We start from the raw sequence: 25,729 nt of genomic DNA on the forward strand, positions 1-25,729 counted from the left end.
GGCGCCGAAATTGTCGCGGAGTCTCCGCGTGGTAATTGAAATGGCCTTGGGCTGAAGTACTTCCGGTTGATCAACAAGCCACGATCCTTGGCTGGGCTTTTGCCGTGGATATTGGTTGTTGCGGATCATTCTTGGAAAGCTTCAGACGGCCTTGCTATTGCTGTTCATATCGGTGGCGGTATGTCGAGAAAATGAGCCGTGATTTGAAAGCGGCAATTCTGTTAGCTGCAAGGAGTCTATCCAAATGCAAGAACTGAAAATGCAAGAAATCGAGATGGTAGCGGGCGCGGGTATCATCGAGGACGTGGTCGGTCGCATCGGTGCGGCCATCATGCTGGTCCCGCTGTCCCTCAGCACCGGTGTCGCCAAGGGCGTGGTAACCGGTGGCTCCGTGGGTGGCATCCTGGGCGTTGGTGTCGCCAGTGGTGCCTTCGGTGGTGTCATCGGTGGCGTTCTTGGCGTCATTCATGCGGTTACCTACGGTCTGGTGAATGGCTGGGACATGTCGCTGCAAACCTTCAACGGCAACGCAGAAGGTTGGTGGCGCATGGATTACCCGGCACCGCAGGTCGGCAACGGCGGCGGTCTGCTGGGCGGCCTGATCGGCGGCAGCGGCGGCAACGGCGGTTCTGTGAGCCCGCGTTGATCCCCAGAAGAGGCCATCGCCCATCGGGTGGCCTTTAGCTGTCTCGGAGCCTGCCGGTAAACGGCAGGCTCTGTCGCATATTCGCTTGTGCAGTTTCCATTGCCCGGGTTTGCCGAACTTCATGGGGCGGAAAATAATTCGCTATATCTATGCGGACTGAAAATAATAAGCCGTGCTGGTGCGAGTCATGCTGGTTGTATCGAAAACCACTGCTTCGGTAGTGGTTTTTTATTGTGTCGAATTTAGGGAAGATCCTGCCGGTTCAGGTCGGAGTTGATGGATTTTTGGTTTTTTGTATAAGAAAAATCCTACATGCTGGTTCGTATTTATCCTCTGATGGGACGAGTTGTCGGGTAATAGACTGATAGGCATCAGTAATAAACGGCATTTTCGGATGTTCTCTCAAAGATAGCCTTTGCGGTGATCCGTAGTATTGCCGCCTCGGTTTTTCAGGGTGGTTCGGATGTATCTCAATAAACTGTATTGGGGAATGTTGGCTTGCCTGGCATTTTCTTCTCTGGCAGTTGCCGGCGAGACTGCTGGCAAAAACGGCAAGCGCATGGTCTGCCGGCCCGAATGCCAGTGGCTGGACGCCGCCGCGCCCGTGCCGGCGGCGCCCGCGGCCACGGCGGTGCGCCAGGCCGTGGCGCGGGCCGGTGCGCAGCCCAGGCTGGACCTGTCGGTCGATCACCTGGCCCGGGACTGGCAGCCGGCGGATACCGGGGCGGGGCAGGGCGGTGCCCTGGACCTGTGGCGCGCGGTCGGCCTGGCGGTGGAAACCTACCCGTCGATCCGCGATGCCGCCGCCCAGCTGGACCAGCAACGCGAAGCGATCAACGTGGCCAGGGCCGGCTACCTGCCGACCATCCAGACCGGCCTCAACACCGGCAGGCAGGGCGCCTACGGCAGCGGGCAGAACCTGTCGCTGTCCGCCTCGCAGATGATCTACGACTTCGGCAAGGTGGCCAACGCGGTCAAGGGCGCCGAGGCCGGCGTGCGCGTGCAGCGCTTCCAGCTGATGAGCGAGGTGGACGAGGTCGCCCGGCAATCGGCCCAGGCGCTGATCGAGGTCGCCCGCTACCGCGCCCTGCGCGACAGCGCCCGGACCCTGGTGGACAGCCTGCAGCGCCTGCGGCAACTGGCCCGGCAGCGCGCCGACGAGGGCGCCAGCACCCAGGCCGACCTGATCCAGGCGCAGTCGCGGGTGGAGGCGGCCGAGGCCTCGCTGCTGGCCATCCAGACCCAGCTGCAGCAGCAGAAGAGCAAGCTGCGCACCATGATCGGCCGCGAGGTGAGCGAGGCCGCCGTCAGCGTGCCCGCCGAACGCCTGCAGCGGGCCGCCCGGCTGATCGAGCCGAACCCGCAGATGCCGGTGAGCGTGCGCATGGCCCTGGCCGAGCGCGAGGAGGCCGAGGCCCAGCTGTCCCTGGCGCGGTCCAACACCCGGCCGACCTTCACCGTCGACGGCGGCGTCAACAAGTACTTCGGCAATGCCGGCGACATGGCCGGCGAGCGCGTCTACACCCTGACCCTCGGCGTCAAGCACGACCTCTTCGCCGGCGGCGCGCCCTCGGCGCGGGTGCGCGGCGCCGGCCAGGCACTGCGGGCGGCGGAAGAGCGCATACACACCCGGCAACTGGAGGCTCGCGACCAGTGGACCGCCCTGCAGGAGCAGATGGGCGGCCTCGACGAGCGCCTGCGGGTGCTCGCCGACCGCCAGAAGAGCATCGTCGACACCCAGCGCCTGTACCGCGAGCAGTACCTGTCGCTGGGCACCCGCACGCTGCTCGACCTGCTCAACGCCGAGCAGGAGATCTTCCAGGCGCAGAGCGATTCGGTGAACGCCCGCCATGACCTGTGGAGCGCCCAGGTGGCCTTCATCAACGCCACCGGACGGATGCACGACGTCTTCCAACTCGAGAGTGATTCCCTATGACCGCGCAAGCGCAACGCCCGGTGGCCGACAGCGCCCCCTGGCTGGAAGCCATGCTGATGGTGGCCCGGCACTACCGCCTGGACGTATCCGAGGAGCGCGTCCGCGTCGGCCTGGAATGGCACCGCGGCCTGGACTTGGACGGCCAGTTGCAGCACATGGCCCGCGACATGGGCCTGACGCTGCGCGCCGAGGCCCTGGACAAGGGCGTGCTCGACCCCTGGCGGCTGCCGGTGCTGGCGCAGTTCTCCGGCGGCCAGGTGGGGCTGATCGAGAGCGTCGACGGCAACGGTGGCGTCGGCGTGCGCCTGAGCGGCGAGCAGGGCGTGCTGCAGGCGCTGCCGGCCGCCGAAGTGGCCGAGCGGGTGCAGCGGGTGTACCGCCTGCGCCCCGAGGTGGCGGTGGCGGACGTGCGCGTCGACGACTACATCAAGCCCTACCAGCCCAACTGGTTCTGGAGCCTGGTGCTGCGCGACTGGCGGCGCTACGGCGACGTGATGCTCGCCTCGCTGGTGGCCAACGTGCTGGCCCTGGCTTCCATGCTGTTCTCCATGCAGGTCTACGACCGCGTGGTGCCGGCGCAGTCCGAGCCGACCCTGTGGGTGCTGTTCGGCGGGGTGATGCTGGCGGTGCTCATCGGCTTCGGCATGCGCCTGGCGCGCACCCACATCTCCGACCTGATCGGCAAGCGCGCCGACCTGCGCATCTCCGACCGCGTCTTCGGCCACGCCCTGCGCCTGCGCAACGAGGCCATCTCCAAGTCCACCGGCTCGTTCATCTCGCAGATCCGCGAGATGGAGCAGGTGCGCGAGCTGATCACCTCGACCACCCTGGGCGCGCTGGCCGACCTGCCGTTCTTCTTCCTGTTCCTGGTGGTGCTCTGGTCGGTGGGCGGGAGCATGGCCCTGGTGCCGCTGGCGGTGCTGCCGCTGCTGCTGATCCCCGGCCTGCTGGCGCAGAAGCCGCTGGGGCGGTTGTCCAAGGAGGGCATGCGCGAGTCGGCGATCCGCAACGCCATGCTGGTGGAGGCGGTGCAGGGCATCGAGGACGTCAAGCAACTGCGCGCCGAGCAGCGCTTCCAGAACCAGTGGAACCACCTCAACGAGGTCTCGGCCACCGTCAGCATGCGCCAGCGCTTCATCACCGGCGCGCTCATGGCCTGGACCCAGGAAGTGCAGACCCTGGTGTACGTGCTGGTGGTGCTGGTCGGCTGCTTCCAGGTGATGAGCGGCGACATGACCACCGGCGCGCTGATCGGCATGTCCATCCTGTCCTCGCGGATGATCGCGCCCCTGGCGCAGATCTCCGGGATCATGTCGCGCTGGCAGCAGGCCAAGGTCGCCCGCGAGGGCCTGGAAGAACTGATGAAGCGCCCGGTGGAAAGCGCCGAGGGCGGCAAGCGCCTGCACCGTCCGGTGCTGCACGGCGACTACCAGCTCGAAGGCGTGCGCTTCCGCTACGGCCAGGACGACAAGCGCCCGGCCATCGAGGTGGCCCAGCTGCGCATCGCCGCCGGCGAGAAGGTCGCCATCCTCGGCCGCAACGGCGCCGGCAAGTCCAGCCTGCTGCAACTGCTGGCCGGCATGTACCGGCCGCAGGAGGGCAGCCTGCTGCTCGACTCGCTGCGCCTGGAACTGATCGACCCCTACGACGTGCGCCGCGACGTGGCCTTTCTCAGCCAGCAGGCCAACCTGTTCTTCGGCACCCTGCGCGAGAACCTGAGCATGGGCCGGCCCAACGCCAGCGACGAGGAACTGCTCGAGGCCCTGCGCCTGAGCGGCGCCCTGGGCCTGGTGCAGGCCCTGCCCGACGGCCTGGAGCACATGGTCCAGGAGGGCGGCCGCGGCCTCTCCGGCGGCCAGCGCCAGAGCCTGCTGCTGGCCCGCACGCTGCTGCGCCAGCCGCGCGTGCTGCTGCTCGACGAGCCCACCGCCTGGCTCGACGAGGTGGGCGAGCAGGCCCTGATCCGCCACCTGGAGCCCTGGCTGAAGTCGCGCACCCTGGTGGTGGCGACCCACCGCCCGGCGGTGCTCAAGTGGGTCGACCGCATCATCGTGGTCGACAACGGCCGCGTCGTGCTCGACGACACCAAGCAGGCGGTGCTGGCCAAGCTCGCCGGCCCGCCGCCGGCCAAGCCCGGCGAGAAGGCCCCGGCGGTGGCCTGAGGCCGCCCACGCAATTCGCAGAGGACGCGGGCCCTGGCCCGTGTCGGGAGTGACCATGCAAGCCAATTCGATTCAAGCGCCCGGGGCCGCGCCCCTGGCCCCCTATTTCCAGGCGAAGGAGCGCGCGCCCCGCGCCGCCTGGCTGGTCTGGTGCGTGCTCGGCGGCATGCTGCTGCTGTTCGCCTGGGCCTACCTGTTCGAGCTCGACGAAGTCTCCACCGGCACCGGCAAGGTGATCCCCAGCTCCCGCGAGCAGGTGGTGCAGTCCCTGGAGGGCGGCATCCTCGCCGAACTGCGGGTCAAGGAGGGCGACCGCGTCGACGCCGGCCAGGTGCTGGCCCAGCTCGACCGCACCAAGACCGAGTCCTCGGTGGGCGAGAGCGCCTCGCGCCTGCGCGCCGCCCTGGCCATGGCCGCGCGCCTGCGCGCCGAGGTGGACGGCGGCGAACTGGTGTTCCCCCCGGAAGTGCTGGAGGAGCCGGACCTGGTGAGGTCCGAGACCGCCCTGTACAAGTCGCGGCGCGACAGCCTGCAGAAGAGCCTGCAGGGCATCAACGAGGCCCTGGCGCTGGTCCGCAAGGAGCTGAAGCTGACCACGCGCCTGGCCGAGATCGGCGCGGCGAGCAACGTCGAGGTGCTGCGCCTGAAGCGCCAGGCCAACGAGCTGGAGCTCAAGGCCACCGAGACGCGCAACCAGTACTACGTCAAGGCCCGCGAGGAGCTGGCCAAGGCCAACGGCGAGGTGGAGGCGCAGCAGTCGGTGACCCGCGGCCGCGCCGACTCGCTGTCGCGCCTGACCGTGGTCTCGCCGGTGCGCGGCATCGTCAAGGACATCGAGGTGAACACCGTCGGTGGCGTCATCCCGCCCAACGGCCGCTTCATGGTCATAGTGCCGGTGGAGGACCAGTTGCTGGTGGAGGCGCGCATCTCGCCGCGCGACGTGGCCTTCATCCACCCCGGGCAGCCGGCCACGGTGAAGATCAGCGCCTACGACTACGCCATCTACGGCGGCCTGGACGGCAAGGTGACGCACATCTCGCCGGACACCATCCAGGACGAGGTGCGCCGCGACCAGTACTACTACCGGGTGTTCGTACGCACCCAGACCGACTCGCTGCAGAACAAGGACGGCAAGAGCTTCCCGATCTTCCCCGGCATGGTCGCCACGGTGGACGTGCACACCGGCAGCAAGACCGTCTGGGACTACCTGACCAAGCCGCTCAACCGCGCCCGCGAAGCGCTGCGCGAACGCTGAGGAGGCGCCATGGCCAAGCAACGCACCCCCAGCTACCGCGAGCGCCGCGAGGTGGAGGCCGCCGGCAGGCGCGCAAGCGCGCTCTACGCCCAGGGCCGGCATGAGGAGGCCCTGCAACTGTGCCTGCAGACCACCCGGCGCTGGCCGCAGCTGGCGGTGGCCTGGACCGACGCGGCGGTCAACTGCATCAAGCTGGAGCGCTGGCAGCAGGCCGTCGAGCACGCCGGCCGCGCCCTGGCCGCCGGCGGCACCGGCCTGGCGCTGTTCGACGCCCTGTCCCACGCCCACTGCGCGCTGCGCCAGTGGGACCAGGTGCGCCAGCACGGCCTGCACGCGCTGACCCTGCGCGACCGCCAGTTCGGCGTCGAGCCGCCGCTGGCCCACGCCCTGCCGCCGCTGCCGCCACCACCCAGCGCCGCCACCCGCGGGCGCAACCTGATCGCCTTCTCGCTGTTCGGCGCCAGCGCCAAGTACTGCGAGACGGCGGTGCTCAACGTGCTGGAGCAGCCGCGCATCTACCCGCACTGGACCTGCCGCTTCTACATCGACGACAGCGTGCCCGAGGCCATCGTCCGCCGCCTGCGCGACAACGGTGGCGAAGTGGTGCTGGTCGACGAGGCTGTGCGCCAGTGGCCGGGGCCCATGTGGCGTTTCCTGGCGCTGGACGATACGCAGGCCCAGCGCATCCTGTTCCGCGACGCCGACTCGGTGATCAGCGAACGCGAGGCCGAGGCGGTGGCCGAATGGCTGGCCAGCGACAGGCACTTCCATGCCCTGCGCGACAACGGCACCCACACCGAGCTGCTCCTGGCCGGCCTGTGGGGCGCGGTGGGCGGGGCGCTGCCGCCGCTGGTGGAGCTGCTCCGGCCGTTCTTCGCCGAGCCGCTGGCCTCGCGGCATTTCGCCGACCAGCACTTCCTGCGCCGCTACGTCTGGCCCTACGCGCGGCGCAGCCTGCTGCAGCACGATTCGATGTTCGGCTTCCTGGGCGCCGCCGGCTTCCCCGGTGGGCCCATGCCGGACGACTTCCACGTCGGCTATGCTGAAGGCTCGCCACGCTTCGAAGTGCCCTGCACCCTGGCCGAGGGCACCCGGGTGCGCTGGACCCTGTACCGCCGCGGCGGGGAGGGCGAGCAGGCGATCTGCGACTACGCCGCCACGGTGACTGCCGGCGCGGTGCACGGGCACATCCCGGCGCGCTACGCCGAGTGGATCCGCCGCGGCGAAGCGCGCATCGGGGTGGCGCCGGAGGCGTAGGGCGTACAACCGCTCGCGGTTGTACGCCGCTTCACCGATGCTGCAGGGGCCCGCGCGGGATTCGGCCAAGGCCAAACGGCGGATAACGCGGAGCGTTATTCGCCCTACGCCAGGCCCACCCGTAGGGCGGATAACCGTTCGCGGTTATCCGCCGTTTCACCTTTCTCATCGCCAACGCCATGGCTGGCCCTGGCGCGGCCGTCAGCGATAGTGATCGAGGATGCGCGCGATTTCCCCGGAGGCCTTGAGCTCGGCCAGGGCGTCGAGCACCGCCTGGGTCGGCAGGTGCGGGTCGTCGAGGACCATGCAGCCCAGTTCCGCCTGGTCGAGCTGGGCGGCCGGGTAGAGGCGGTGCTCGGCCGGCCGCGCGAGGTTGAACCAGTTCAGCGCGACCTCGCTGGACACCGCATAGTCGTAGCGCCCGGCCTCCAGCTTCTTCAGTACCAGCTCCTGGTTGCGCGCATCGTCGCGGTGCAGGCGCCCGCTGGCGAACGACAGCTGCAGGTAGGGGTAGGCGTAGCCGAGGACGGTGCCGATGCTCTGTCCGGCCAGGCTGGCGACGTCCACCGGGGCCCGCTCCCGGGCCACCAGCAGGTCGCGCTGGATCATCAGCGGCACGCTCCAGCGGTAGTCGCGGAACTCCTCGCTGAGCCAGGCGGGGGAGATGTAGCAGCGCACGTCGATGCTGTGGTTGTGCAGGGCCTGTTCCACCCGGGCCCGCGGCAGCACGTGGAAGGACGGGGCCATGCCGACCTTGCGCGCGGTACTGGTGAACAGCTCGAAGAGGATACCGCCGGTCAGCTGGCCGTCCTCGACCCGCGCCAGCGGCATGGCCCAGCCCTCGACCACCGAGAAACTCAGCTGCCGGGGATCGGCCTGGGCCAAGCCGGCGATGAGTAGGAGGGCGGGGACGAGTGCGCGCATTCGGGCTCCGGACGTGCGGAAGCAGGACACAATGCCTGTTTCGGGGGGTCTTGCCAAGCCTGTCAGGTTGCAGGCCCTTGCATCGGGTGCAATTTCCGGTCCTCTTCGCTAGGATTAGCCCACTTCCGCCTACCAGCCGCGATGGATTTCAATGAGTTATCAGGTTCTTGCCCGCAAATGGCGTCCGCGTTCGTTCCGCGAAATGGTCGGCCAGGCCCACGTCCTCAAGGCCCTGATCAACGCGCTGGACAACCAGCGCCTGCACCACGCGTACCTGTTCACCGGGACCCGCGGCGTGGGCAAGACCACCATCGCGCGCATCCTCGCCAAGTGCCTGAACTGCGAGACCGGCATCAGCTCCACCCCCTGCGGCCAGTGCTCGGTGTGCCGGGAGATCGACGAAGGCCGCTTCGTCGACCTCATCGAAGTGGACGCCGCCAGCCGCACCAAGGTCGAGGACACTCGCGAACTGCTGGACAACGTGCAGTACGCGCCGAGCCGCGGGCGCTACAAGGTCTACCTGATCGACGAAGTGCACATGCTTTCCAGCCACAGCTTCAACGCCCTGTTGAAGACGCTGGAAGAGCCGCCGCCCCACGTCAAGTTCCTGCTGGCCACCACCGACCCGCAGAAGCTGCCGGTGACCATCCTCTCGCGCTGCCTGCAGTTCAGCCTGAAGAACATGCCGCCCGAGCGCGTGGTGGAGCACCTGACCCACGTGCTCGGCGCCGAGAACGTGCCCTTCGAGGAAGACGCCCTGTGGTTGCTGGGCCGCGCCGCCGACGGCTCCATGCGCGACGCCATGAGCCTGACCGACCAGGCCATCGCCTTCGGCGAGGGCAAGGTGCTGGCCGCCGACGTGCGCGCCATGCTCGGCACCCTCGACCACGGCCAGGTCTACGGCGTGCTCCACGCGCTGCTCGAAGGCGACGCGCGGGCCCTGCTGGACGCCGTGCGCCACCTGGCCGAACAGGGCCCGGACTGGGGCGGGGTGCTGGCCGAGATCCTCAACGTGCTGCACCGCGTGGCCATCGCCCAGGTGCTGCCGGACGCCGTCGACAACGGCCAGGGCGACCGCGACAAGGTGCTGGCCCTGGCCCAGGCGCTGCCCGGCGAGGACGTGCAGTTCTACTACCAGATGGGCCTGATCGGCCGTCGCGACCTGCCCCTGGCGCCGGACCCGCGCAGCGGCTTCGAGATGGTGTTGCTGCGCATGCTGGCCTTCCGCCCGGCGGACGGCGGCGCCCCACCGAGGTCACCGCTAAAGGACCTGGGGATCAGCAAGGCCACGGCTGATTCCAACCGCAACCCAGTGGCCGGCGCCGCCGTCGCGGCGCCGGCAGCCGTTGCCAGCGTGGCGAGCGTGCCGGTGGTGTCCACCGTGCCCGCCGCCGTTGCGCCGGCCGCGCCCGCGCCGCAGCCTGTGGCGGCTCCGGCTCCGGCTCCGGCTCCGGCTCCGGCTCCGGCTCCGGCTCCGGCTCCGGCTCCGGTGGTGGAGGCCGAGCCTGTGCCCGAACCCGCGCCGGCGCCCGTCGTCCCCGTCGTCGAGGCCGCCCCCGTCGAGCCCGCTCCGCAGGCCCCGGTCGAGGCCGCGCCCGCCGAACTGCCCGCGGTCGAACCACAGGCCGCCGTGGAGGCGCCGGCCCCCGCCGTCGACCTGCCCTGGGAAGAACCCGCCGCGCCGGCTGCCGCGCAGCCGCAGGTCGAGCCCCAGCCGGCGCCCGCGCCCGTTGCGCTTCCTGAGCCTGCGCCCATCGTCATGGCCGACAGCGAGGACGACGACCGCGACGAAGAGCCGCCGCCGGCCGACGACTACTATGAAGTCGACATGGATGCGCTCAGCTACCTGGACGCTGGCGACGAGCGGCAGGCCGAGGCCCGGCCCGAGCCGGAACCGGAGCCCGCGGCCCTGCCGGCCACGGGCCTGGCCGCCGAGTGGCTGGACCTGTTCCCGCGCCTGGGCCTGGGCGGCCTGACCGCGAGCATCGGCGCCAACTGCACCCTGGTGGCGGTGGAGGACGACGTCTGGCACCTGCACCTGGACCCGGGGCAGAGCGCGTTGTACAACGCCACCCAGCAGCGCCGCCTGAACGAGGCGCTGAACCAGTACCATGGGCGCCCCCTGAAGCTGGAAGTGACCATCCAGAAGCCCGAGCAGGAAACCCCGGCCCAGGCCGCGGCGCGCAAGCGCGCCGAGCGCCAGCGCGAGGCCGAGGCCTCCATCGGGGCCGACCCGTACGTGCTGCAGATGCGGCAGCAGTTCGGCGCGGTGGTCCGCGCCGGTACCATCGAACCCCTGGCGGCGAAGGCCTGACCGCCTGCGCCCAACCAACCCTGAACGACCGAGGTGATCGAGATGATGAAAGGTGGCATGGCCGGCCTGATGAAGCAGGCCCAGCAGATGCAGGAAAAGATGCAGAAGATGCAGGAAGAGCTGGCCAACGCCGAAGTCACCGGCCAGTCCGGCGCCGGCCTGGTGAGCGTGGTGATGACCGGCCGCCACGACGTCAAGCGCGTCAGCCTGGACGACAGCCTGATGCAGGAAGACAAGGAAATCCTCGAGGACCTGATCGCCGCCGCGGTGAACGACGCCGTGCGCAAGATCGAGCAGAACAACCAGGAGAAGATGGCGGGCATGACCGCCGGCATGCAGCTGCCCCCCGGCTTCAAGATGCCGTTCTGATTCGCGACACCGCCACACCCGTAGGAGCGAGCTTGCTCGCGAACCTTCGCCGCGCCAGCAACGGCAGGCAAAGCGTTCGCGAGCGGGCCCGCTCCTGCGCCGTTTACCCTTCCTGAAATCTCGAGACCGACGCCCGCCATGTTCAGCCCGCTGATCCGCCAACTCATCGACGCCCTGCGCATCCTCCCCGGTGTGGGGCAGAAGAGCGCCCAGCGCATGGCGCTGCAGCTGCTGGAGCGTGACCGCGCGGGCGGCCTGCGCCTGGCCCAGGCGCTGACCCAGGCCATGGAAGGGGTGGGGCATTGCAAGCAGTGCCGCACGCTGAGCGAGGAAGAGCTGTGCCCGCAGTGCGCCGACCCGCGCCGCGACGACTCGCTGCTGTGCGTGGTGGAAGGCCCGCTGGACGTGTTCGCCGTGGAGCAGACCGGCTACCGCGGGCGCTTCTTCGTGCTCAAGGGCCACCTGTCGCCACTGGACGGCCTGGGCCCGGAGGCCATCGGCATTCCCGAGCTGGAAGCGCGGATCAAGGCCGGCAGCTTCAGCGAAGTCATCCTCGCCACCAACCCCACGGTGGAAGGCGAGGCCACCGCCCACTACATCGCCCAGTTGCTGGCCGGCAGCGGCCTGGTCCTGAGCCGCATCGCCCATGGCGTGCCCCTGGGCGGCGAGCTGGAGCTGGTGGACGGCGGCACCCTGGCCCACGCCCTTGCCGGGCGCCGGCCGATCGTCTAGTCGCGGCGCATCTGGGCCGAAACGGCCCAGGCGATGGCAAAAGCCTCGCCTTGTAAACCAAGCAAGCGCTAGGTAAGTTTTCAGGCAACCCGCCTGGAGGCTCGCCATGTCCGCATTCACCGATTACTTCGACGATAGCCACCGCCTGGTCCGCGACTCGGTGCGACGCTTCGTCGAGCGGGAAATCCTCCCGCACATCGCCGATTGGGAAGAAGCCGAGGAGTTCCCCCGCGAGCTCTACCGCAAGGCCGGCGAGGCCGGCATCCTCGGCATCGGCTACCCGGAAACCTACGGCGGCAGCCACGAGGGCGACCTGTTCGCCAAGCTGGCGGCCAGCGAGGAACTGATGCGCAGCGGCTCCGGCGGCCTGGTGGCCGGCCTGGGCTCGCTGGACATCGGCCTGCCGCCGCTGCTCAAGTGGGGCCGCCCCGAGCTGCGCGAGCGCATCGTGCCGCAGGTGCTGGCCGGCGAGAAGATCATGGCCCTGGCGGTCACCGAGCCTTCCGGCGGCTCCGACGTGGCCAGCCTGAAGACCCGCGCCGTGCGCGACGGCGACCACTACCGCGTGACCGGCAGCAAGACCTTCATCACCAGCGGCGTGCGCGCCGACTACTACACGGTGGCGGTGCGCACCGGCGGCGAGGGCTACGGCGGCATCAGCCTGCTGCTGGTGGAGAAGGGCACCCCCGGCTTCACGGTGGGCCGCAAGCTGAAGAAGATGGGCTGGTGGGCCTCGGACACCGCCGAGCTGTTCTTCGACGACTGCAAGGTGCCGGTCGAGCACCTGATCGGCATGGAGAACATGGGCTTCGCCTGCATCATGGCCAACTTCCAGAGCGAACGCCTGGCCCTGGCCACCATGGCCAACATGACCGCCCAACTGGCGCTGGAGGAAGCCCTGAAATGGAGCGCCGGGCGCGAAGCCTTCGGCAAGCCCATCGGCAAGTTCCAGGTGCTCAAGCACCGCCTGGCGGAGATGGCCACCCAGGTCGAGGTGTCCCGCGAGTTCACCTACCGCCAGGCGGCGAAGATGGCCGCCGGGCAGAGCGTGGTGAAGGAAATCTCCATGGCCAAGAACTTCGCCACCGACGTCGCCGACCGCGTGGTCTACGACGCCGTGCAGTTGCTCGGCGGCATGGGCTACATGCGCGAGAGCCTGGTGGAGCGGCTGTACCGCGACAACCGCATCCTCTCCATCGGCGGCGGCACGCGGGAGATCATGAACGAGATCATCGCCAAGCAGATGGGGCTGTGAGGGGAGGGCTGCCTGTAGGAGCGAGCTTGCTCGCGAACAATGGCGTTACCTGGCTGCGCTGGTGCATAGCTGGACCTCGTTCCCTCTCCCTAACCCTCTCCCTGAAGGGAGAGGGGACCGTTGGGCAGAAACGGATGTTCTGGCGTTAGCCGGCAACACCGCAGGTTTCCAGCTGAAACCATTCCTTCTCTCGGCACGGACAAGCCCCCTCTCCCTTCAGGGAGAGGGCTGGGGAGAGGGCGCGGAGTCAACCCCAAACACCGCAGCCGCCGGGAAACGCCATTGTTCGCGAGCAAGCTCGCTCCTACGAAGAGCAAGGCCCCGTAGGATGGCGTTGAGCGAAGCGATACCCATCAAACAGAAAGCCCGCTCCAGGGAGCGGGCTTCTTCTTTCATCGACCCCGGGCCCTACTTGGCCTCGTAACCCTCCGGCCGGGCCTTGGGCTTGGGCGCGAAGCGCGCGGCCAGGCGCATGCTGACGGTAACCACCTTCTGGTACCACACCGGCAACAACCGCAGCATCACATCAATTGCATGTGCATCCGTGCCGATGAGGATGCGCCGGGCGTCGCGCTCCACGCCGCGGATGATCACCTGGGCGGCCTTTTCCGGGGTGGTGCGCAGCAGCTGGTCGTTGAACTGCTGGCGCGCGGCGTTGGCGTTCTGCCCGGTGACCTTGGCCAGGCTGTCGTTCATCCGCGCGGTCTTGGCGATGTTGGTGCGGATGCCGCCGGGGTGCACGCAACTGGCCGAGACCGCGCCGCCTTCCATGTCCAGTTCCTGGCGCAGCGACTCGGTGAAGCCGCGCACGGCGAACTTGGTGGCGTTGTAGGCGCTCATGCCCGGCTGCGAGAACAGCCCGAAGACGCTGGAGACGTTGACGACGTGGCCCTCGCCGGACGCCTTGATGTGCGGCAGGAAGGCCTTGGTGCCGTACACCACGCCCCAGAAGTTGATGTTGGTGATCCACTCGTACTCTTCGTACTCGCTGCCCTCCACCGTGCCGGCGTGGGCCACCCCGGCGTTGTTGAACACCAGGTTGACCTTGCCGTGCTCGGCCACCACCTTGTCGGCCCAGGCGTGCACCTGCTCGCGCTCGGCGACGTTGACCACCTCGGTGGAGATGCGCACGCCGTAGGAGGCCAGGCCCTGGCGGGTTTCCTCAAGGCCGCTGGCGTTGACGTCGGCCAGCGCCAGGTGGCAGCCGCGCGAGGCCAGCTCGCCGGCCAGGGCGCGGCCGATGCCGGAACCGGCGCCGGTGATGGCGGCGACTTTGTTCTCGAAGGACTTCATGCCGGGACCTCCTCGGCGCGGGGTTGCTGGATGGCGTCGGTTTCCTCGAACGGCCTGGCCTTCAGATGATAGGCGGCGGTGTCGAAACTGCGGGTGAGCAGGCGGAAGCGCCAGGTGAAGCCCGGCCACAGGGTGCAGTTGCGCCCGCTCACCGGGTGCAGGTACCAGCTCTTGCAGCCGCCGGTGTTCCACACGCTATGGTTGAGCCCGCGCTGCAGCTTGAGGTTCCAGCGCTTCTGCTCGTCTTCCTTGACCTCCAGGCTGAGCAGCTCGCGGCGCTTCATCAGCTTCAGCGCGCCGAGCACGTAGGCGATCTGCGACTCGATCATGTAGACCATGGAGTTGTGGCCCAGGCCGGTGTTCGGGCCCATCAGGAAGAACAGGTTGGGGAAGCCGCGGGTGACGGTGCCCTTGTAGGCCTCCGGGCCTTGCGGCCAGGTGTCCAGCAGGTCCACGCCGCCACGGCCGAACACGGTGCCACGGGGGATGGGGTCGTTGGCGGTGAAGCCGGTGCCGAAGATGATCGCGTCCACCTCGCGCTCCTGGCCGTCGGCGGTGACGATGCTGTGCTCGCGGACCTCGCGGATGCCGTCGGTGATCACCGAGGCGTTGGGCGCGGCCAGCGCCGGGTAGTAGTTCGGCGACATCAGGATGCGCTTGCAGCCGATGGTGTAGTCGGGGGTGAGCTTGCGGCGCAGCTCCGGGTCCTTGACCTGCTGGTGGATGTAGCGCACCGCCAGCTTGCCGATCATCTTCATCGCCCAGGGCGCGAAGGTGAAGCCCAGCACGCGGCCTTCGAGCATGCTGTACAGGGCGCCGCGCCAGAGCTTCTGCACCAGCGGGAAGTGCTTGAAGCGCGCGCGCTCCTTGTCGCTGATGGCGCGGTCGGGCTTGGGCAGGATCCAGGGCGCGGTGCGCTGGTAGAGGTCCAGCTTGGCCACCAGCGGCTGGATTTCCGGAACGAACTGGATGGCCGAGGCGCCGGTGCCGATCACCGCCACGCGCTTGCCCGTCAGGTCGTAGTCGTGGTCCCAGTGCTGCGAGTGGAAGGCGTGGCCCTTGAAGCTGTCCAGGCCCTTGAGGTCGGGGGTCGAGGGGATCGACAGGGCGCCCATGCCGGAGACCACCGCCTGGGCGGTGTAGTGGTTGCCGGCGGCGTCGTGCAGGTGCCAGAGGTCGCGCGCCTCGTCCCATTCCAGGCGCTGGATCTCGGTGTCGAGCAGGGTGCGGCCTTCCAGGCGGTACTTCTTCCAGCAGTTCTCCAGGTAGGCGCGGATTTCCGGCTGGCGGGCGAACATGCGCGTCCATTCCGGGTTCGGCTCGAAGGAGAAGGAGTAGACGTGGGACTGCACGTCGCAGGCGCAGCCGGGGTAGTTGTTGACCCGCCAGGTGCCGCCGACGCCGGCGTCCTTCTCGAACAGCAGGAAGTCGTCCTCGCCCTCCTGGCTCAGGCGGATGGCCATGCCCAGGCCGGAAAAGCCGGTGCCGATGATGGCTACCTTGCAGTGTCTGACCGCGGCAGTCTTAGGTTGAGTTCCCATTTACCTGGCTCCTGTTATGCTTGTGTGCAGGCGTATACAACTGTCTACGTGTTGCCAATGTAGACATCTGTATACTTCGCGGGCAACCAATCTTTAGGGTGGGCGAGGTGGGGCAAGGATGAGTCTGGAAACGGATGCGGTAACACAACGCCAGGATGCGCCGGGCAAGCGCCTGCTGATGGAGGCGGCGCTGCGCCTGGCCTCCAGCCGGCGCAGCCTGAGCAGCATCGGCCTGCGCGAACTGGCCCGCGAGGCCGGGCTGAACCCCAACACCTTCTACCGCCACTTCGCCGACGTCGACGACCTCGGCCTTGCGATCATCCGCGACATCGCCACCGAGCTGCGCCAGCCGCTGCGCGCACTGCGCCGCGAAGCCGCCGAGCGAGCCCCGGCGGCGGACGGCGCGGCGGGCACCCCGCTGGGCCTGGACTTCGCCCGCGGACAGCGGGTGTGCGAGGAGACGGTGAGGCTGTTCTTCGACTTCGTCGAACGCCACCCCGAGGCCTTCATCATCGGCGTGCGCGAACTGCACGGCCCCTCGGCGGTCCTGCGCGAGGCCCTGGGCCAGGTGATGGACGACTTCGGCGCCGACATGGCCGAGGACATCGCCCTGTTCCGCCTGCTGCCGGACGTACCCGGGGACGAGGTCGCGCAGCTGTCGAGGCTGATCAGCCGGCAGTTGTTCCAGCTGTCGCTGGACTACCTGGAACTGCCGGCGGGGCAGCGGGGCGGGGTCTGCGCGCTGGCGGAGCGGCAGGTGCTTCTGTTGTTCACCGGGGCGGCGGTGTTGCAGGCGTTGGGGGTGTAGAGCCGCCCGCGCCGAGCTGCTCTTCGTAGGAGCGAGCTTGCTCGCGAACAGATTCCGCTGCGGGGTTTGTTCGCGAGCAAGCTCGCTCCTACGAGACGCCGTGCTGCACCTGTAGGAGCGCGCCCTGCGCGCGAATCGCGGACAAGGTCCGCTCCTACGGGTAAAGGGGCGACTCAGCCTGCGAAGTCGAGCTTGTCCTTCCAGTAGGTCTCCAGCGCCTTGGTGTCGTGGTCGAAGGGGTGGAAGCCGGGGCGGAAGTAGTCCAGCCAGGGCAGCACGAGCTGGGTGAAGTAGCCGTTGCGCAGGCCGAACAGGGTGACCAGGCCGTGCTTCCAGCTGCGCCAGTTGAACAGCTGGCGGTCGCGGCGCAGCAGGTGGATCTGGAAGCCGCCGATCACGCCGAGGAAGATCACGGTGGTCAGCAGCATCACCGCGGTACGGGTGAAGTAGCCGCCGTAGACCTGCTGGTAGACGTCGTAGGCCACCGCCTTGTGCTCGTTCTCCTCGATGGCGTGCCACATCCACAGCTTGTACATCTTCGGCGAGCGCATCTGGGTGCTCAGGTCCTCGCGGCGCAGCAGGCGCTCGGCCATGGTCGCGGTGAAGTGTTCCAGGGCGCAGGTGATGGCCAGGTCCTGCTTCTTGGTGGTGACCTTGCCGATGGCGCCGAGCAGGTGCTTGATGCGCAGCTCCAGGCGCTCCAGGTCGATGCCGTGTTCCTCGGCGTACTCGTTGTAGGCCGCGTGCTCCTTGGAGTGCATGGCCTCCTGGCCGATGAAGGCGGACACGTCCTTCTGCAGTTGCGGGTCCTGGATGCGGTCGCGCACGGCGCGCACGCTGTCGACGAAGAACTTCTCGCCGTAGGGGAACAGCGAGGACAGGTTGTTCATGAAGTGCGACATGAAGGGTTGATCGTCCCACCAGTACTTCGGCGTCTCGGTGAAGCTGAAATCCATGCGCCGGACGGGGAAGTGGGCGCGGAGCGGTTCGGTCTGGGCGTTCATGGGCAACTCCTTGTTGTTGTTCGACGAGCCCCGGTGGCGATTTGGGCAGGCAGCGGCGCCGGCGGGGCGGAGGGCCTGACACAGTGAATGTGTCATTGGTTGATGTAATTGTTGGAAGGATTGTCGGACAAAGGAGAGGTCCGATCCGGCCATGGAAGGGTTATTTGCGGCCAAGGAGGGGCCGGCCCGACCTTGGATAGGGGGAGGGTGTAGGAGCGAGCTGGCTCGCGAACGGTGTTTACCGGCAGCTGCGGTATATCGGGTTGACTCGGCCCCTTTCCCCAGCCCTCTCCCTGAAGGGAGAGGGGGCCGTTCGGTGTCTGTGGGGAGAATGGAGTCAGCCGGCAACCCCGGCTATTGCCGTGAAGCGCCTGTGGGGAATCAGCCTTGCTGCGCTTCGCGCGCCTCGCGGGCGGTGACCTGCTGGCAGAGCTCGATCAGCTGCTCGCGCATCCAGCGGTTGGCCGGGTCCTGGTCGGTGCTCTCGTGCCAGTACAGGTGGGTCTCCAGCCTGGGCACGTCGCTCACCGGCAGCTCCACGTAGTGCAGGCTGTGGTGGCGGGCGAAGCGCTCGGGCACGGTCACCGCCATGTCGGTCTGCTGCACCACGTTGGAGGCCATCAGGTAGTGCTGCGAGCGCAGGGCGATCTTGCGCTGCAGGCCCATCTTGCCCAGGGACAGGTCGATGTAGCCCAGGCCGCTGCGGCGGCTGGAAATCTGGATGTGCGTCAGCGACAGGTACTCGTCCAGGCTCAGCTTCGCCTTGACCAGCGGGTGGCCGTGGCGCATGGCGCAGACGTAGCGGTCTTCCATCAGCTTGACGTGGCGCACCTGCGGGTCGGTGTTCAGCGGCGCGTCCACGGCGAAGTCCAGGCGCCCGGCGGCCAGCTCCTTGGTGGTCTCGCGGCGCTTGGAGAGGAAGCTCTCGATGTGCACGTTGGGCGCCTGGCGGCGCAGGCGCTGGAACAGCGGCGGCAGGATGATGGCCTCGGTGAGGTCGGTCATGCTGATGCGGTAGGTCTTGCTCGCCTGCTGCGGGCTGAAGGTGCGGCTCTCCTGCACCGACACCCGCAGCAGCTGCAGGGCGTTGCGCACCGGGCCGATGATGTTCTGCGCCATGGGCGTGGGCACCATGCCCTGGGCGGTGCGCACGAACAGCGGGTCGTTGAAGGTTTCGCGCAGGCGGGCCAGGGCGTTGGACACCGCGGGCTGGGTGATGCCGACGATCTGCCCGGCGCGGGTGAGGTTGGCTTCGGTGTAGATGGCATCGAAGACGATGAACAGATTCAGGTCGACCTTGTTCAGGTTCATCCCGTGGCTCCGCTTGTCATTGTTGTGGCCGGATCATACCCGGGATGGCGGACCATCATGCGGGTTATGAATGTTCATTGATTCGGATAATAGGCTAGGTAAATCGTGCTGCCTATTCTAGCATCTTCCTCGACACAAGACAAACCCCTGCCAGAAGGTAGCCCCCATGGATTTCGCCTATTCCGCCAAGGTCCAGGACCTGCGTGAGCGCGTCACCGCGTTCATGGAAGCCTATGTATATCCCGCCGAGAGCGTCTTCGAGCAACAGGTGGCCGAAGGCGACCGCTGGCAGCCGACCCAGGTCATGGAGGACCTCAAGGCCCGCGCCAAGGCCGAGGGCCTGTGGAACCTGTTCCTGCCCGAGTCCGAATACGGCGCCGGCCTGACCAACATGGAATACGCCCCGCTGGCGGAAATCATGGGCCGCTCGCTGATCGGCGCCGAGCCGTTCAACTGCTCGGCCCCGGACACCGGCAACATGGAGACCATCGTCCGCTACGGCAGCGAGGAGCAGAAGCGCACCTGGCTGGAGCCGCTGCTGCGCGGCGAGATTCGTTCGGCCTTCGCCATGACCGAGCCGGGCGTGGCTTCTTCCGACGCCACCAACATGCAGGCCAATGCCGTGCGCGACGGTGACGAGTGGGTCATCAACGGCCGCAAGTGGTGGACCTCCGGCGCCTGCGACCCGCGCTGCAAGGTCATGATCTTCATGGGCCTGACCAACCCGGACGCGCCGCGCCACCAGCAGCACTCGATGATCCTGGTGCCCACCGACGCCCCCGGGGTGAAGATCCTCCGCCCGCTGCCGGTGTTCGGCTACGACGACGCGCCCCACGGCCATGCCGAGGTGCTCTTCGAGAACGTCCGCGTTCCCTACGAGAACGTGCTGCTGGGCGAGGGCCGCGGCTTCGAGATCGCCCAGGGCCGCCTCGGCCCGGGCCGCATCCACCACTGCATGCGCTCCATCGGCATGGCCGAGCGCGCCCTGGAACTGATGTGCAAGCGCGCCGCCAGCCGCACCGCCTTCGGCAAGCCGCTGGCGCGCCTGGGTGGCAACATCGACCACATCGCCAACTCGCGCATCGAGATCAACCAGGCCCGCCTGCTGACCCTCAACGCCGCGTACATGATGGACACCGTGGGCAACAAGATCGCCCAGAGCGAGATCGCCCAGATCAAGGTGGTGGCGCCCAACGTCGCCCTGCAGGTGATCGACCGCGCCATCCAGATCCACGGCGGCGCCGGCGTCTCCAACGACTTCCCGCTGGCCTACTGGTACGCCATGCAGCGCACCCTGCGCCTGGCCGACGGCCCGGACGAAGTGCACCGCATGGCCATCGGCAAGTACGAGATCGGCAAGTACGTGCCCAAGGAAATGCTGCGCAGCGGTCGTTGAGCCGGCTGTCCGGGCCAGCGGATGGTCCGGCGTGGCCTGCGGGCCCAATCGCGGACGGAGTCCGCTCCTACGATCGTGCTTTCCTGGCGCCCGTAGGAGCGGACTCCGTCCGCGATTTTTTTGTCTTTGGAAACGGCGGATAACCGCGAGCGCGGGAAACCAGTGGCTTGGGGTTTGGTGTAGCGCGCCGCTCCGAGTGCTCGGATGTTTTTTGTTTCGCCCCCTCGGGCGAGTCACTTTTGTCAAACGGTGGAAGGCCACCCCCGCAAAAAGGAACCAAAAAGGCTTGCCCCGACATACGGGCCCGATGGAGCCGGGCTACCCTCGCGAACTCCCCCGCCACGGAGGCCCGCCCCGACAGCACGTCCCTGTGCTGATCGGGGCTCAAGCGACATCCATGTCGCATGACCTCCTGAGCGCCGGTTTCGCTCGGCCTTCTGAAGGGGCGTTCCGGTGCGCTCGGATGTTTCTCTGGAAATCCAAAATCAAGAGCCGCTTTTGCTCTTCGTAGGAGCGAGTGTAGCGCCGCGCGAAATTCGTCTCGCTGATGCGCGATAAATCCAGCGCGCCGCTTCTTTCATAGGTGGAAAAGGAATTTCAGAATAGCCCGGCGGGTTCCGCCTGAATATCCCAGCTGAAGATCAGCACCTCCCTCGCATCACTCCCCTTGCCACCCCCAACCGTATACCGGATGTCCGTCGCCTCGATGTGGAAGCCAGCGAAGCAGCGACGGATGTCCGGGTGGTCGTTCAGGCTGATGATTGCCTTCCCCTTCAGGCGTTTCAGCATCTCGGCCATCTCCAGGTACTGCTCAAAGCCGAACGGCACACCGTAGCCCTCCGTCTCCCAGTACGGAGGGTCCATATAGAAGAGCGTGTGCTCGCGGTCGTAGCGCTTCAGGCAGTCCTGCCAGGTCAGGTGCTCGATGTAGGTGCTGCTCAGGCGGAGGTGCGCCGCTGAGAGCATCTCCTCGATCCGCAGCAGGTTGAGGCCTGGAGGTTGCGTGGTGGCCGTGCCGTAGCTCTGGCCATCAACCCGCCCGCCGAAGGCACTTTGCTGCAGGTAGTAAAACCTGGCCGCTCGCTGGATATCGGTCAGGGTCTCCACGCGCGTCTCCTGCAACCACTTGAAGACCTGGCGAGAGCTGAGCGCCCACTTGAACTGCCTCACGAACTCCTCAAGGTGGTGCTGGACGACGCGGTACAGATTGACCAGGTCGCCATTGACGTCGTTGAGGACTTCGACCTCGGCCGGTACCGGTCGCAAGAAGAACAGCGCCGCACCTCCTGCGAACGGCTCGACATAACACGAGTGGCGCGGGAACAACGGGAAGATGCGGTCGGCGAGCCGACGTTTACCCCCTATCCAGGGGACGATGGGTTGGGCGGACATGATGCCTCCTGACGGCATGTGGCGCTCGGCGGCGCTATCAGGAGGCTCTCGGCCTTCAGGTGATTCAAGGTCCCACACCGGGGGCACTTGATCTGGATCTGGTCGTATTGGCCCACGCGGGCCAGCAGGCGGTTGCAACCGCCACATCGAACCTCTTTCATCCTCTGCAAAGCCTTTTCATTTTTGCTAGGCTCGCCGCGCTCTCGCGAGAGTGGACGGGCCTAGGCCGGCTTGCAGCTATGTCCTGCAGGGAGGTGCCAGCACCTGGTGTTCCCGCACCAGATGCTGGCGCCCGTTCTTTATATGGTGGGAGCTTCCGTCTTGTAGGGATGATCACTCGGCAGCGAGTCGACCAGGCCCCAATGCCAGGCCGCCCAGCCGAATAGCTTGTTGATCTCGTCCGTCGTCGGCAGCGAGCCAGCCCCTACCAGCGCGGCCGCCACCTCGACATCCGCGGCGAACCCGCCGGCCACCTTGCCGGCCCCCAGGCAGAAGGCGATCGCCGAGGTGGTGTCCGAGGTGTTCCCTGCGGTCGTCAGCGTGGTGTTCGAGGCCGTCTGGCTCCCGTTCACCCACACACGCCCTATCCGGTTCTGCCAATCCATCGACACCAGCACCATGCAGAAGCTGCCCACCATGGCAGTGGTGCCGCCCAGCGAGGCGTAGCTGTTGGCATCGAGCCGACGCACACCCATCGACGGGATGTTGCGCAGAGGTGCAGCCTGGCCAGCATCGAGCACGAAGCGGTCGTTGTCGTTCGTACCGATGGCGAACTTCATCACCGAGCGGTAGACATCGCCGGCATCGGTAGCCTGCTTCTTATAGATGCAGAACATCCAGCCTGCAGGTGTGTTGCGCATGATGTCCCGCGCCGCCGTCGCCGATGTCACCAGCATGTCGTCAGTACCATCGAATTTCAGGGTGCGCCGTCCACCGAGGCCCTCCGCTACGATCAGCGGTCGCTGGCCAGCCGTACCCTGGCTCAGGTGATACCCATTGCTGGTCCGGTCGTTCCACTGGCTGGCGGCTCCCGAGACAGCCGTGACGGAGCTGCCATCGTCGAACCACATCTTGGGCGTGACGGTGAGCGCTGCCGGCGTCCAGGGCAATGCACCGTGCTGCAGCTCATGGACGAAGCGCTGCAGCGACGCCAAGCCGCCTCGAACTGTCTCCAGCTCAATGCGGAGCAGCCCTTCGCCCGTGGGGGTGTAGGTCAGCGGACTGGCTGTAACGCCAGTATCCGTATGGACCAGGATGTCGTTGAGGTAGAAGTAGGCGCTCAGCGTGGTGCCTGGTTCGGGCCCAATGCTGTCATCCTCGGCATCGAACAGCTTGTCGGCCTGCATCAGGCGGTCACGCCACACCCACTGCAGGACGATGTCGCCATAGGCGGCATCAGGGTACGCCTCGCCATTGATCCGCACGCGGGCCGGTGGATAGGGCCGGTACTGCCGCTGAGCCATTTCGACGGTGATTGCTGTGGCACTGGCCAGATCCTGCTCGGCCGAGCTGGTACGAGTCAGGAGCTTGGCCGAAACCGTCTCACCCTCCACATATTCGCGGCCGTCGGTCGAGCCCCAGTCGCCGCAGAAGTAGATGCGTGAGTTCGCCAGGTGCTTCGCCGGCAGGGTATCGGCGCAACCACGGCCGAGCGTCAATGTGGCGACCACCGGATCGATGGCGTCCACCCGCACGATTTCATCGCCCCACAGCGCCCAGGAGCCCACCTCCACACGGCCCAGGTCAGTGGCCGCCGCCAGCGTAAAGGCGGTGTCGAGATAATCTGCCGCCTCGGCGATCACCGCCGACGGGCACCAGTCGCCCAGCCCGGCGTCAGCCAGCTCTTCGCCGTCGCCCCCCGCATAGAGGTGGTAGTTGTTCCCAGCTGTCGGCCGGGTGGCCAGCGCTAGCAACAGGCCCGCATCTTCGGCCAGTGCCGCGAGGTCGGCACTGCTCATCGCGGCGACCAGTTCCACGTACGGGGCTTCAATCAGACGCTGGTGCGGAGAGGCAACCGGCGTGACATCGGGCGCCTGACCATTACCCCCTTCGGGCTTCACGTACACGGTCGCAGGCATGCCGAACACGTCCTGGACAGCGTTGATCCGTACTCGACTGTCGGGCAGCGTGCCGCCGTCGTAGTCGCTGACCACGCAGACCATGTCGGAGATACCTTCCGACGGCATCTGCAGGCGGTACGCCTGGCCTGGACGGAACGGGCCCGCTCGCCGGTTGATGGTTAGCTGGAGCTTGTCGGTTGGCGTGGACGCCGCCTGCAGGTCGCGTGCCCCAGCCCGCAGTGCCAGGGACTCCACCGGTATCTCGGGATAGCTGCGCTTCTCACCCCGCACGCCGCCGGCGGCCTTGATCGCCCCGGCACTCTGCAGCGGCGCCGTCGTGCGGCTTTCCTTCGTCTCGGGGTTGAACCACTCGACCACGATCTGGTTGACCAGCTCGGTGATCGTGGACGGCACCCGGTTGAATTCCAGGACATCGTCTTCCGCGACTACGGGCAGCGACTCCACGTCGTAGTCGCCGCGGATGACGTCCAGGTAGTACTGCCCGTCAATCAGCGATTGCGACAGGCAGGCACCGACGACATCACAGATTCGCTGCTGGAAGGCCTCGATGTCTTCATCGCCGCCCTCGTAGCTGGTGCAGAGGCCGAACCCCTCGGCATAGAACCGATCAGCCGCCGCACGGAACGAGGCATCATTGATCAGGCCAACGGGCTCGCCTTGCATTTCCCGCGAGGTCAGGGAGTCGTAGAGGATGTGCGCCGGGTTCATTGCGATCAGCGAGCTGCCCGCTTGGCGCATGGTCAGCCCAGCGAAGATGTTGACGGGGCTCCCCGTGGGGACGGCATCCAGAACGCGCAGCGCCACCACGTTCTGGTCGAGGACTTTCCCTCCAGGAATCGTCAGCACCGAGTGGTAGTAGTCGTCGGTGGCCGTCAGCGGCATCAGCTCACCGTTCCACCAGAGCGTGGCACCGTCATCGTGGAAGATATCGAACTCCACGTCCTGGCCCGCCGTCATGAGGAAGGAGCGCCTGATCCAGATACCGCGCCCAGTGACGCCCGACGGCACATAGGTGCCTACGTTCAGGCCGCCGATGGAGGTCGAGCCGAAGCCACCGGGGCCGATGAGCCAGTCACTGTCGTCAAAGTCCGCGGCCGAGTAGTCGTGGCTGTCGCCGGGCGGCGTGACCTTGTAGCGCCAACCGTCCTGGTCGTAGCTGAAGCTGCTGGACATCAAGACGATTTCCGCGCGCTCGGGATACCAGGGCTCGTCGTCGTCCCAGCCCTTCAGGACGCGCCGTAGCTTGAACGAGGCCGGCTTGGGATAGGGGTTCATCGCGCCGTAGCGACCGCCTCGCCAGACGCCGGTCGCCTTGCCTCGATAGGCCGGCTGTTCGGGCCCGAGTTGCCCGGCCAGGTAGTCGTTGGGCTGCTGGTCTGCCTCGCCCATCATCACGTCGAAGTCGCCGACCAGGCCGCCCTCGGCCTTCTCGCCACCGAAGAGGTTCGGAGCGTTCACGCTGATGCGGCCGCTACCAGTGAGTTCCCCTTTCCAAGCTGCCCGGTCACCGGCACGAAACTCCAGGAAGGCGTCAATCGGTCCCTGGGACCAACCGAAGTGATACAGCATCTCGAACCAATAGCCGATCGTCTGCTTCTTGCTGCTACTGCCCATTGGCTGCCTCGCATTGCTGGGCCCATTTCACCAAGGCCAGGGCCAGTGCATCGCCTGTGGCCAGGAACAGCTCGGCCGGCAGGCCACCGTGCCGGAAGGCGTACCAGTCCAGCCCATGGCGCAGGAAGAACTCCCGCGCCTTGCCAGCGCAGAAGCCTGGCTTCTTTCCGTAGCCCGGAATGCTCCGGAGGTGTTCGAGGGTTACCGTGGTCATTTCTTGCCACCCTTGGTTCGAATGGGGTCCTGGCCGACCTCCTTCCAGCCCAGGACGATGGAGTCGTCTACCCAGACCGTTCCGTAGATGCGCCGGATGCGCTTGCCATCCTCAACGACCGGGGCCGTGGCCTCCTGGGGCTTGGGCTTCTCGGGCTTGGGGCGAGAGGCATAATTGAGCAGTGCCGAGACGACGAGGATTGCAACCTGCACCCACATGGTCATG

20 protein-coding genes and 1 pseudogene are annotated in these 25,729 nt (G+C 67.2%); 11 read left to right on the forward strand and 10 right to left on the reverse strand.

Features of this window, described 5'->3' with window-relative positions; all coding sequences use genetic code 11:
* Window positions 1-244 precede the first annotated feature (244 nt).
* The 5 genes from PKO50_RS11850 (at window position 245) to PKO50_RS11870 (ending at window position 7,256) form a co-directional block, all read left to right on the forward strand.
* Window positions 245-646, forward strand: a complete 402-nt coding sequence (locus PKO50_RS11850; RefSeq protein ID WP_109933529.1) for a hypothetical protein — start codon at window positions 245-247, stop codon at window positions 644-646.
* Window positions 647-1,205: 559 nt separating this feature from the next.
* Window positions 1,206-2,582, forward strand: a complete 1,377-nt coding sequence (locus tag PKO50_RS11855; RefSeq protein WP_256595838.1) for a TolC family outer membrane protein — start codon at window positions 1,206-1,208, stop codon at window positions 2,580-2,582.
* Window positions 2,579-4,744: a type I secretion system permease/ATPase gene (locus PKO50_RS11860; protein ID WP_109933527.1), complete on the forward strand. Its 2,166-nt coding sequence runs from the start codon at window positions 2,579-2,581 to the stop codon at window positions 4,742-4,744. The genes PKO50_RS11855 and PKO50_RS11860 overlap by 4 nt, the downstream gene beginning before the upstream one ends.
* 55 nt (window positions 4,745-4,799) lie before the next feature.
* Window positions 4,800-5,999: an HlyD family type I secretion periplasmic adaptor subunit gene (locus PKO50_RS11865; RefSeq protein ID WP_275629789.1), complete on the forward strand. Its 1,200-nt coding sequence runs from the start codon at window positions 4,800-4,802 to the stop codon at window positions 5,997-5,999.
* Window positions 6,000-6,008: 9 nt separating this feature from the next.
* Window positions 6,009-7,256, forward strand: a complete 1,248-nt coding sequence (locus tag PKO50_RS11870; protein ID WP_275629790.1) for a tetratricopeptide repeat protein — start codon at window positions 6,009-6,011, stop codon at window positions 7,254-7,256.
* Between the two features lie 201 nt (window positions 7,257-7,457).
* On the opposite strand, the gene PKO50_RS11875 is transcribed toward PKO50_RS11870, so the two are convergent.
* Complete coding sequence (locus PKO50_RS11875; RefSeq protein ID WP_109936926.1) at window positions 7,458-8,180, reverse strand: transporter substrate-binding domain-containing protein; 723 nt, start codon at window positions 8,178-8,180, stop codon at window positions 7,458-7,460.
* Between the two features lie 151 nt (window positions 8,181-8,331).
* Here PKO50_RS11875 and dnaX point away from each other — a divergent pair, with 151 nt between their 5' ends.
* From dnaX to PKO50_RS11895, 4 genes are all read left to right on the forward strand, one after another.
* Window positions 8,332-10,494 (forward strand): DNA polymerase III subunit gamma/tau, encoded by a 2,163-nt coding sequence (dnaX, locus tag PKO50_RS11880; RefSeq protein ID WP_275629791.1) that lies wholly within the window; start codon window positions 8,332-8,334, stop codon window positions 10,492-10,494.
* Between the two features lie 42 nt (window positions 10,495-10,536).
* On the forward strand, window positions 10,537-10,863 hold the full coding sequence (locus PKO50_RS11885; RefSeq protein ID WP_009619439.1) for a YbaB/EbfC family nucleoid-associated protein: 327 nt from the start codon (window positions 10,537-10,539) through the stop codon (window positions 10,861-10,863).
* A 138-nt stretch (window positions 10,864-11,001) separates the two neighbouring features.
* Window positions 11,002-11,595 carry a recombination mediator RecR gene (gene recR / locus PKO50_RS11890; protein WP_275629792.1) on the forward strand — a complete coding sequence of 198 codons (594 nt, stop codon included), beginning with the start codon at window positions 11,002-11,004 and terminating at the stop codon, window positions 11,593-11,595.
* A 106-nt stretch (window positions 11,596-11,701) separates the two neighbouring features.
* Window positions 11,702-12,850, forward strand: a complete 1,149-nt coding sequence (locus tag PKO50_RS11895) for an acyl-CoA dehydrogenase family protein (RefSeq protein ID WP_275629793.1) — start codon at window positions 11,702-11,704, stop codon at window positions 12,848-12,850.
* Window positions 12,851-13,258: 408 nt separating this feature from the next.
* Here PKO50_RS11895 and PKO50_RS11900 read toward each other — a convergent pair whose 3' ends face one another.
* Window positions 13,259-14,143, reverse strand: a complete 885-nt coding sequence (locus tag PKO50_RS11900; protein WP_109936930.1) for an SDR family NAD(P)-dependent oxidoreductase — start codon at window positions 14,141-14,143, stop codon at window positions 13,259-13,261.
* Window positions 14,140-15,724, reverse strand: a pseudogene (locus PKO50_RS11905) (NAD(P)/FAD-dependent oxidoreductase). Before PKO50_RS11905 ends, PKO50_RS11900 begins: the two are co-directional and overlap by 4 nt.
* Window positions 15,725-15,802: 78 nt before the next feature.
* Here PKO50_RS11905 and PKO50_RS11910 point away from each other — a divergent pair.
* The gene (locus tag PKO50_RS11910; RefSeq protein ID WP_275629794.1) at window positions 15,803-16,492 is read left to right on the forward strand and encodes a TetR family transcriptional regulator; all 690 of its coding nucleotides are present in this window, start codon (window positions 15,803-15,805) and stop codon (window positions 16,490-16,492) included.
* 173 nt (window positions 16,493-16,665) lie between these two features.
* On the opposite strand, the gene PKO50_RS11915 is transcribed toward PKO50_RS11910, so the two are convergent.
* Window positions 16,666-17,496 carry a metal-dependent hydrolase gene (locus tag PKO50_RS11915; RefSeq protein ID WP_275629795.1) on the reverse strand — a complete coding sequence of 277 codons (831 nt, stop codon included), beginning with the start codon at window positions 17,494-17,496 and terminating at the stop codon, window positions 16,666-16,668.
* A gap of 381 nt (window positions 17,497-17,877) precedes the next feature.
* Complete coding sequence (locus tag PKO50_RS11920; RefSeq protein ID WP_275629796.1) at window positions 17,878-18,807, reverse strand: LysR family transcriptional regulator; 930 nt, start codon at window positions 18,805-18,807, stop codon at window positions 17,878-17,880.
* Window positions 18,808-18,973: 166 nt separating this feature from the next.
* Between PKO50_RS11920 and PKO50_RS11925 the strand changes: the two genes are divergently transcribed.
* The gene (locus PKO50_RS11925; protein ID WP_109932525.1) at window positions 18,974-20,203 is read left to right on the forward strand and encodes an acyl-CoA dehydrogenase; all 1,230 of its coding nucleotides are present in this window, start codon (window positions 18,974-18,976) and stop codon (window positions 20,201-20,203) included.
* 597 nt (window positions 20,204-20,800) lie between these two features.
* On the opposite strand, the gene PKO50_RS11930 is transcribed toward PKO50_RS11925, so the two are convergent.
* From PKO50_RS11930 to PKO50_RS11950, 5 genes are all read right to left on the reverse strand, one after another.
* Window positions 20,801-21,595: a DNA adenine methylase gene (locus PKO50_RS11930; protein WP_275629797.1), complete on the reverse strand. Its 795-nt coding sequence runs from the start codon at window positions 21,593-21,595 to the stop codon at window positions 20,801-20,803.
* Complete coding sequence (locus tag PKO50_RS11935; protein WP_275629798.1) at window positions 21,565-21,756, reverse strand: Com family DNA-binding transcriptional regulator; 192 nt, start codon at window positions 21,754-21,756, stop codon at window positions 21,565-21,567. The genes PKO50_RS11930 and PKO50_RS11935 overlap by 31 nt, the downstream gene beginning before the upstream one ends.
* Before the next feature lie 138 nt (window positions 21,757-21,894).
* A complete protein-coding gene (locus tag PKO50_RS11940; protein WP_275629799.1) occupies window positions 21,895-25,290 on the reverse strand; it encodes a phage tail protein in 3,396 nt (1,131 codons plus the stop codon).
* On the reverse strand, window positions 25,280-25,504 hold the full coding sequence (locus PKO50_RS11945; RefSeq protein WP_275629800.1) for a hypothetical protein: 225 nt from the start codon (window positions 25,502-25,504) through the stop codon (window positions 25,280-25,282). Before PKO50_RS11945 ends, PKO50_RS11940 begins: the two co-directional genes overlap by 11 nt.
* Window positions 25,501-25,728 (reverse strand): hypothetical protein, encoded by a 228-nt coding sequence (locus PKO50_RS11950; protein WP_275629801.1) that lies wholly within the window; start codon window positions 25,726-25,728, stop codon window positions 25,501-25,503. The genes PKO50_RS11945 and PKO50_RS11950 overlap by 4 nt, the downstream gene beginning before the upstream one ends.
* Window position 25,729: the final 1 nt, after the last annotated feature.

The organism is Pseudomonas sp. 273 (assembly GCF_029201425.1).
GTDB classification, from domain to species: domain Bacteria; phylum Pseudomonadota; class Gammaproteobacteria; order Pseudomonadales; family Pseudomonadaceae; genus Pseudomonas; species Pseudomonas delhiensis.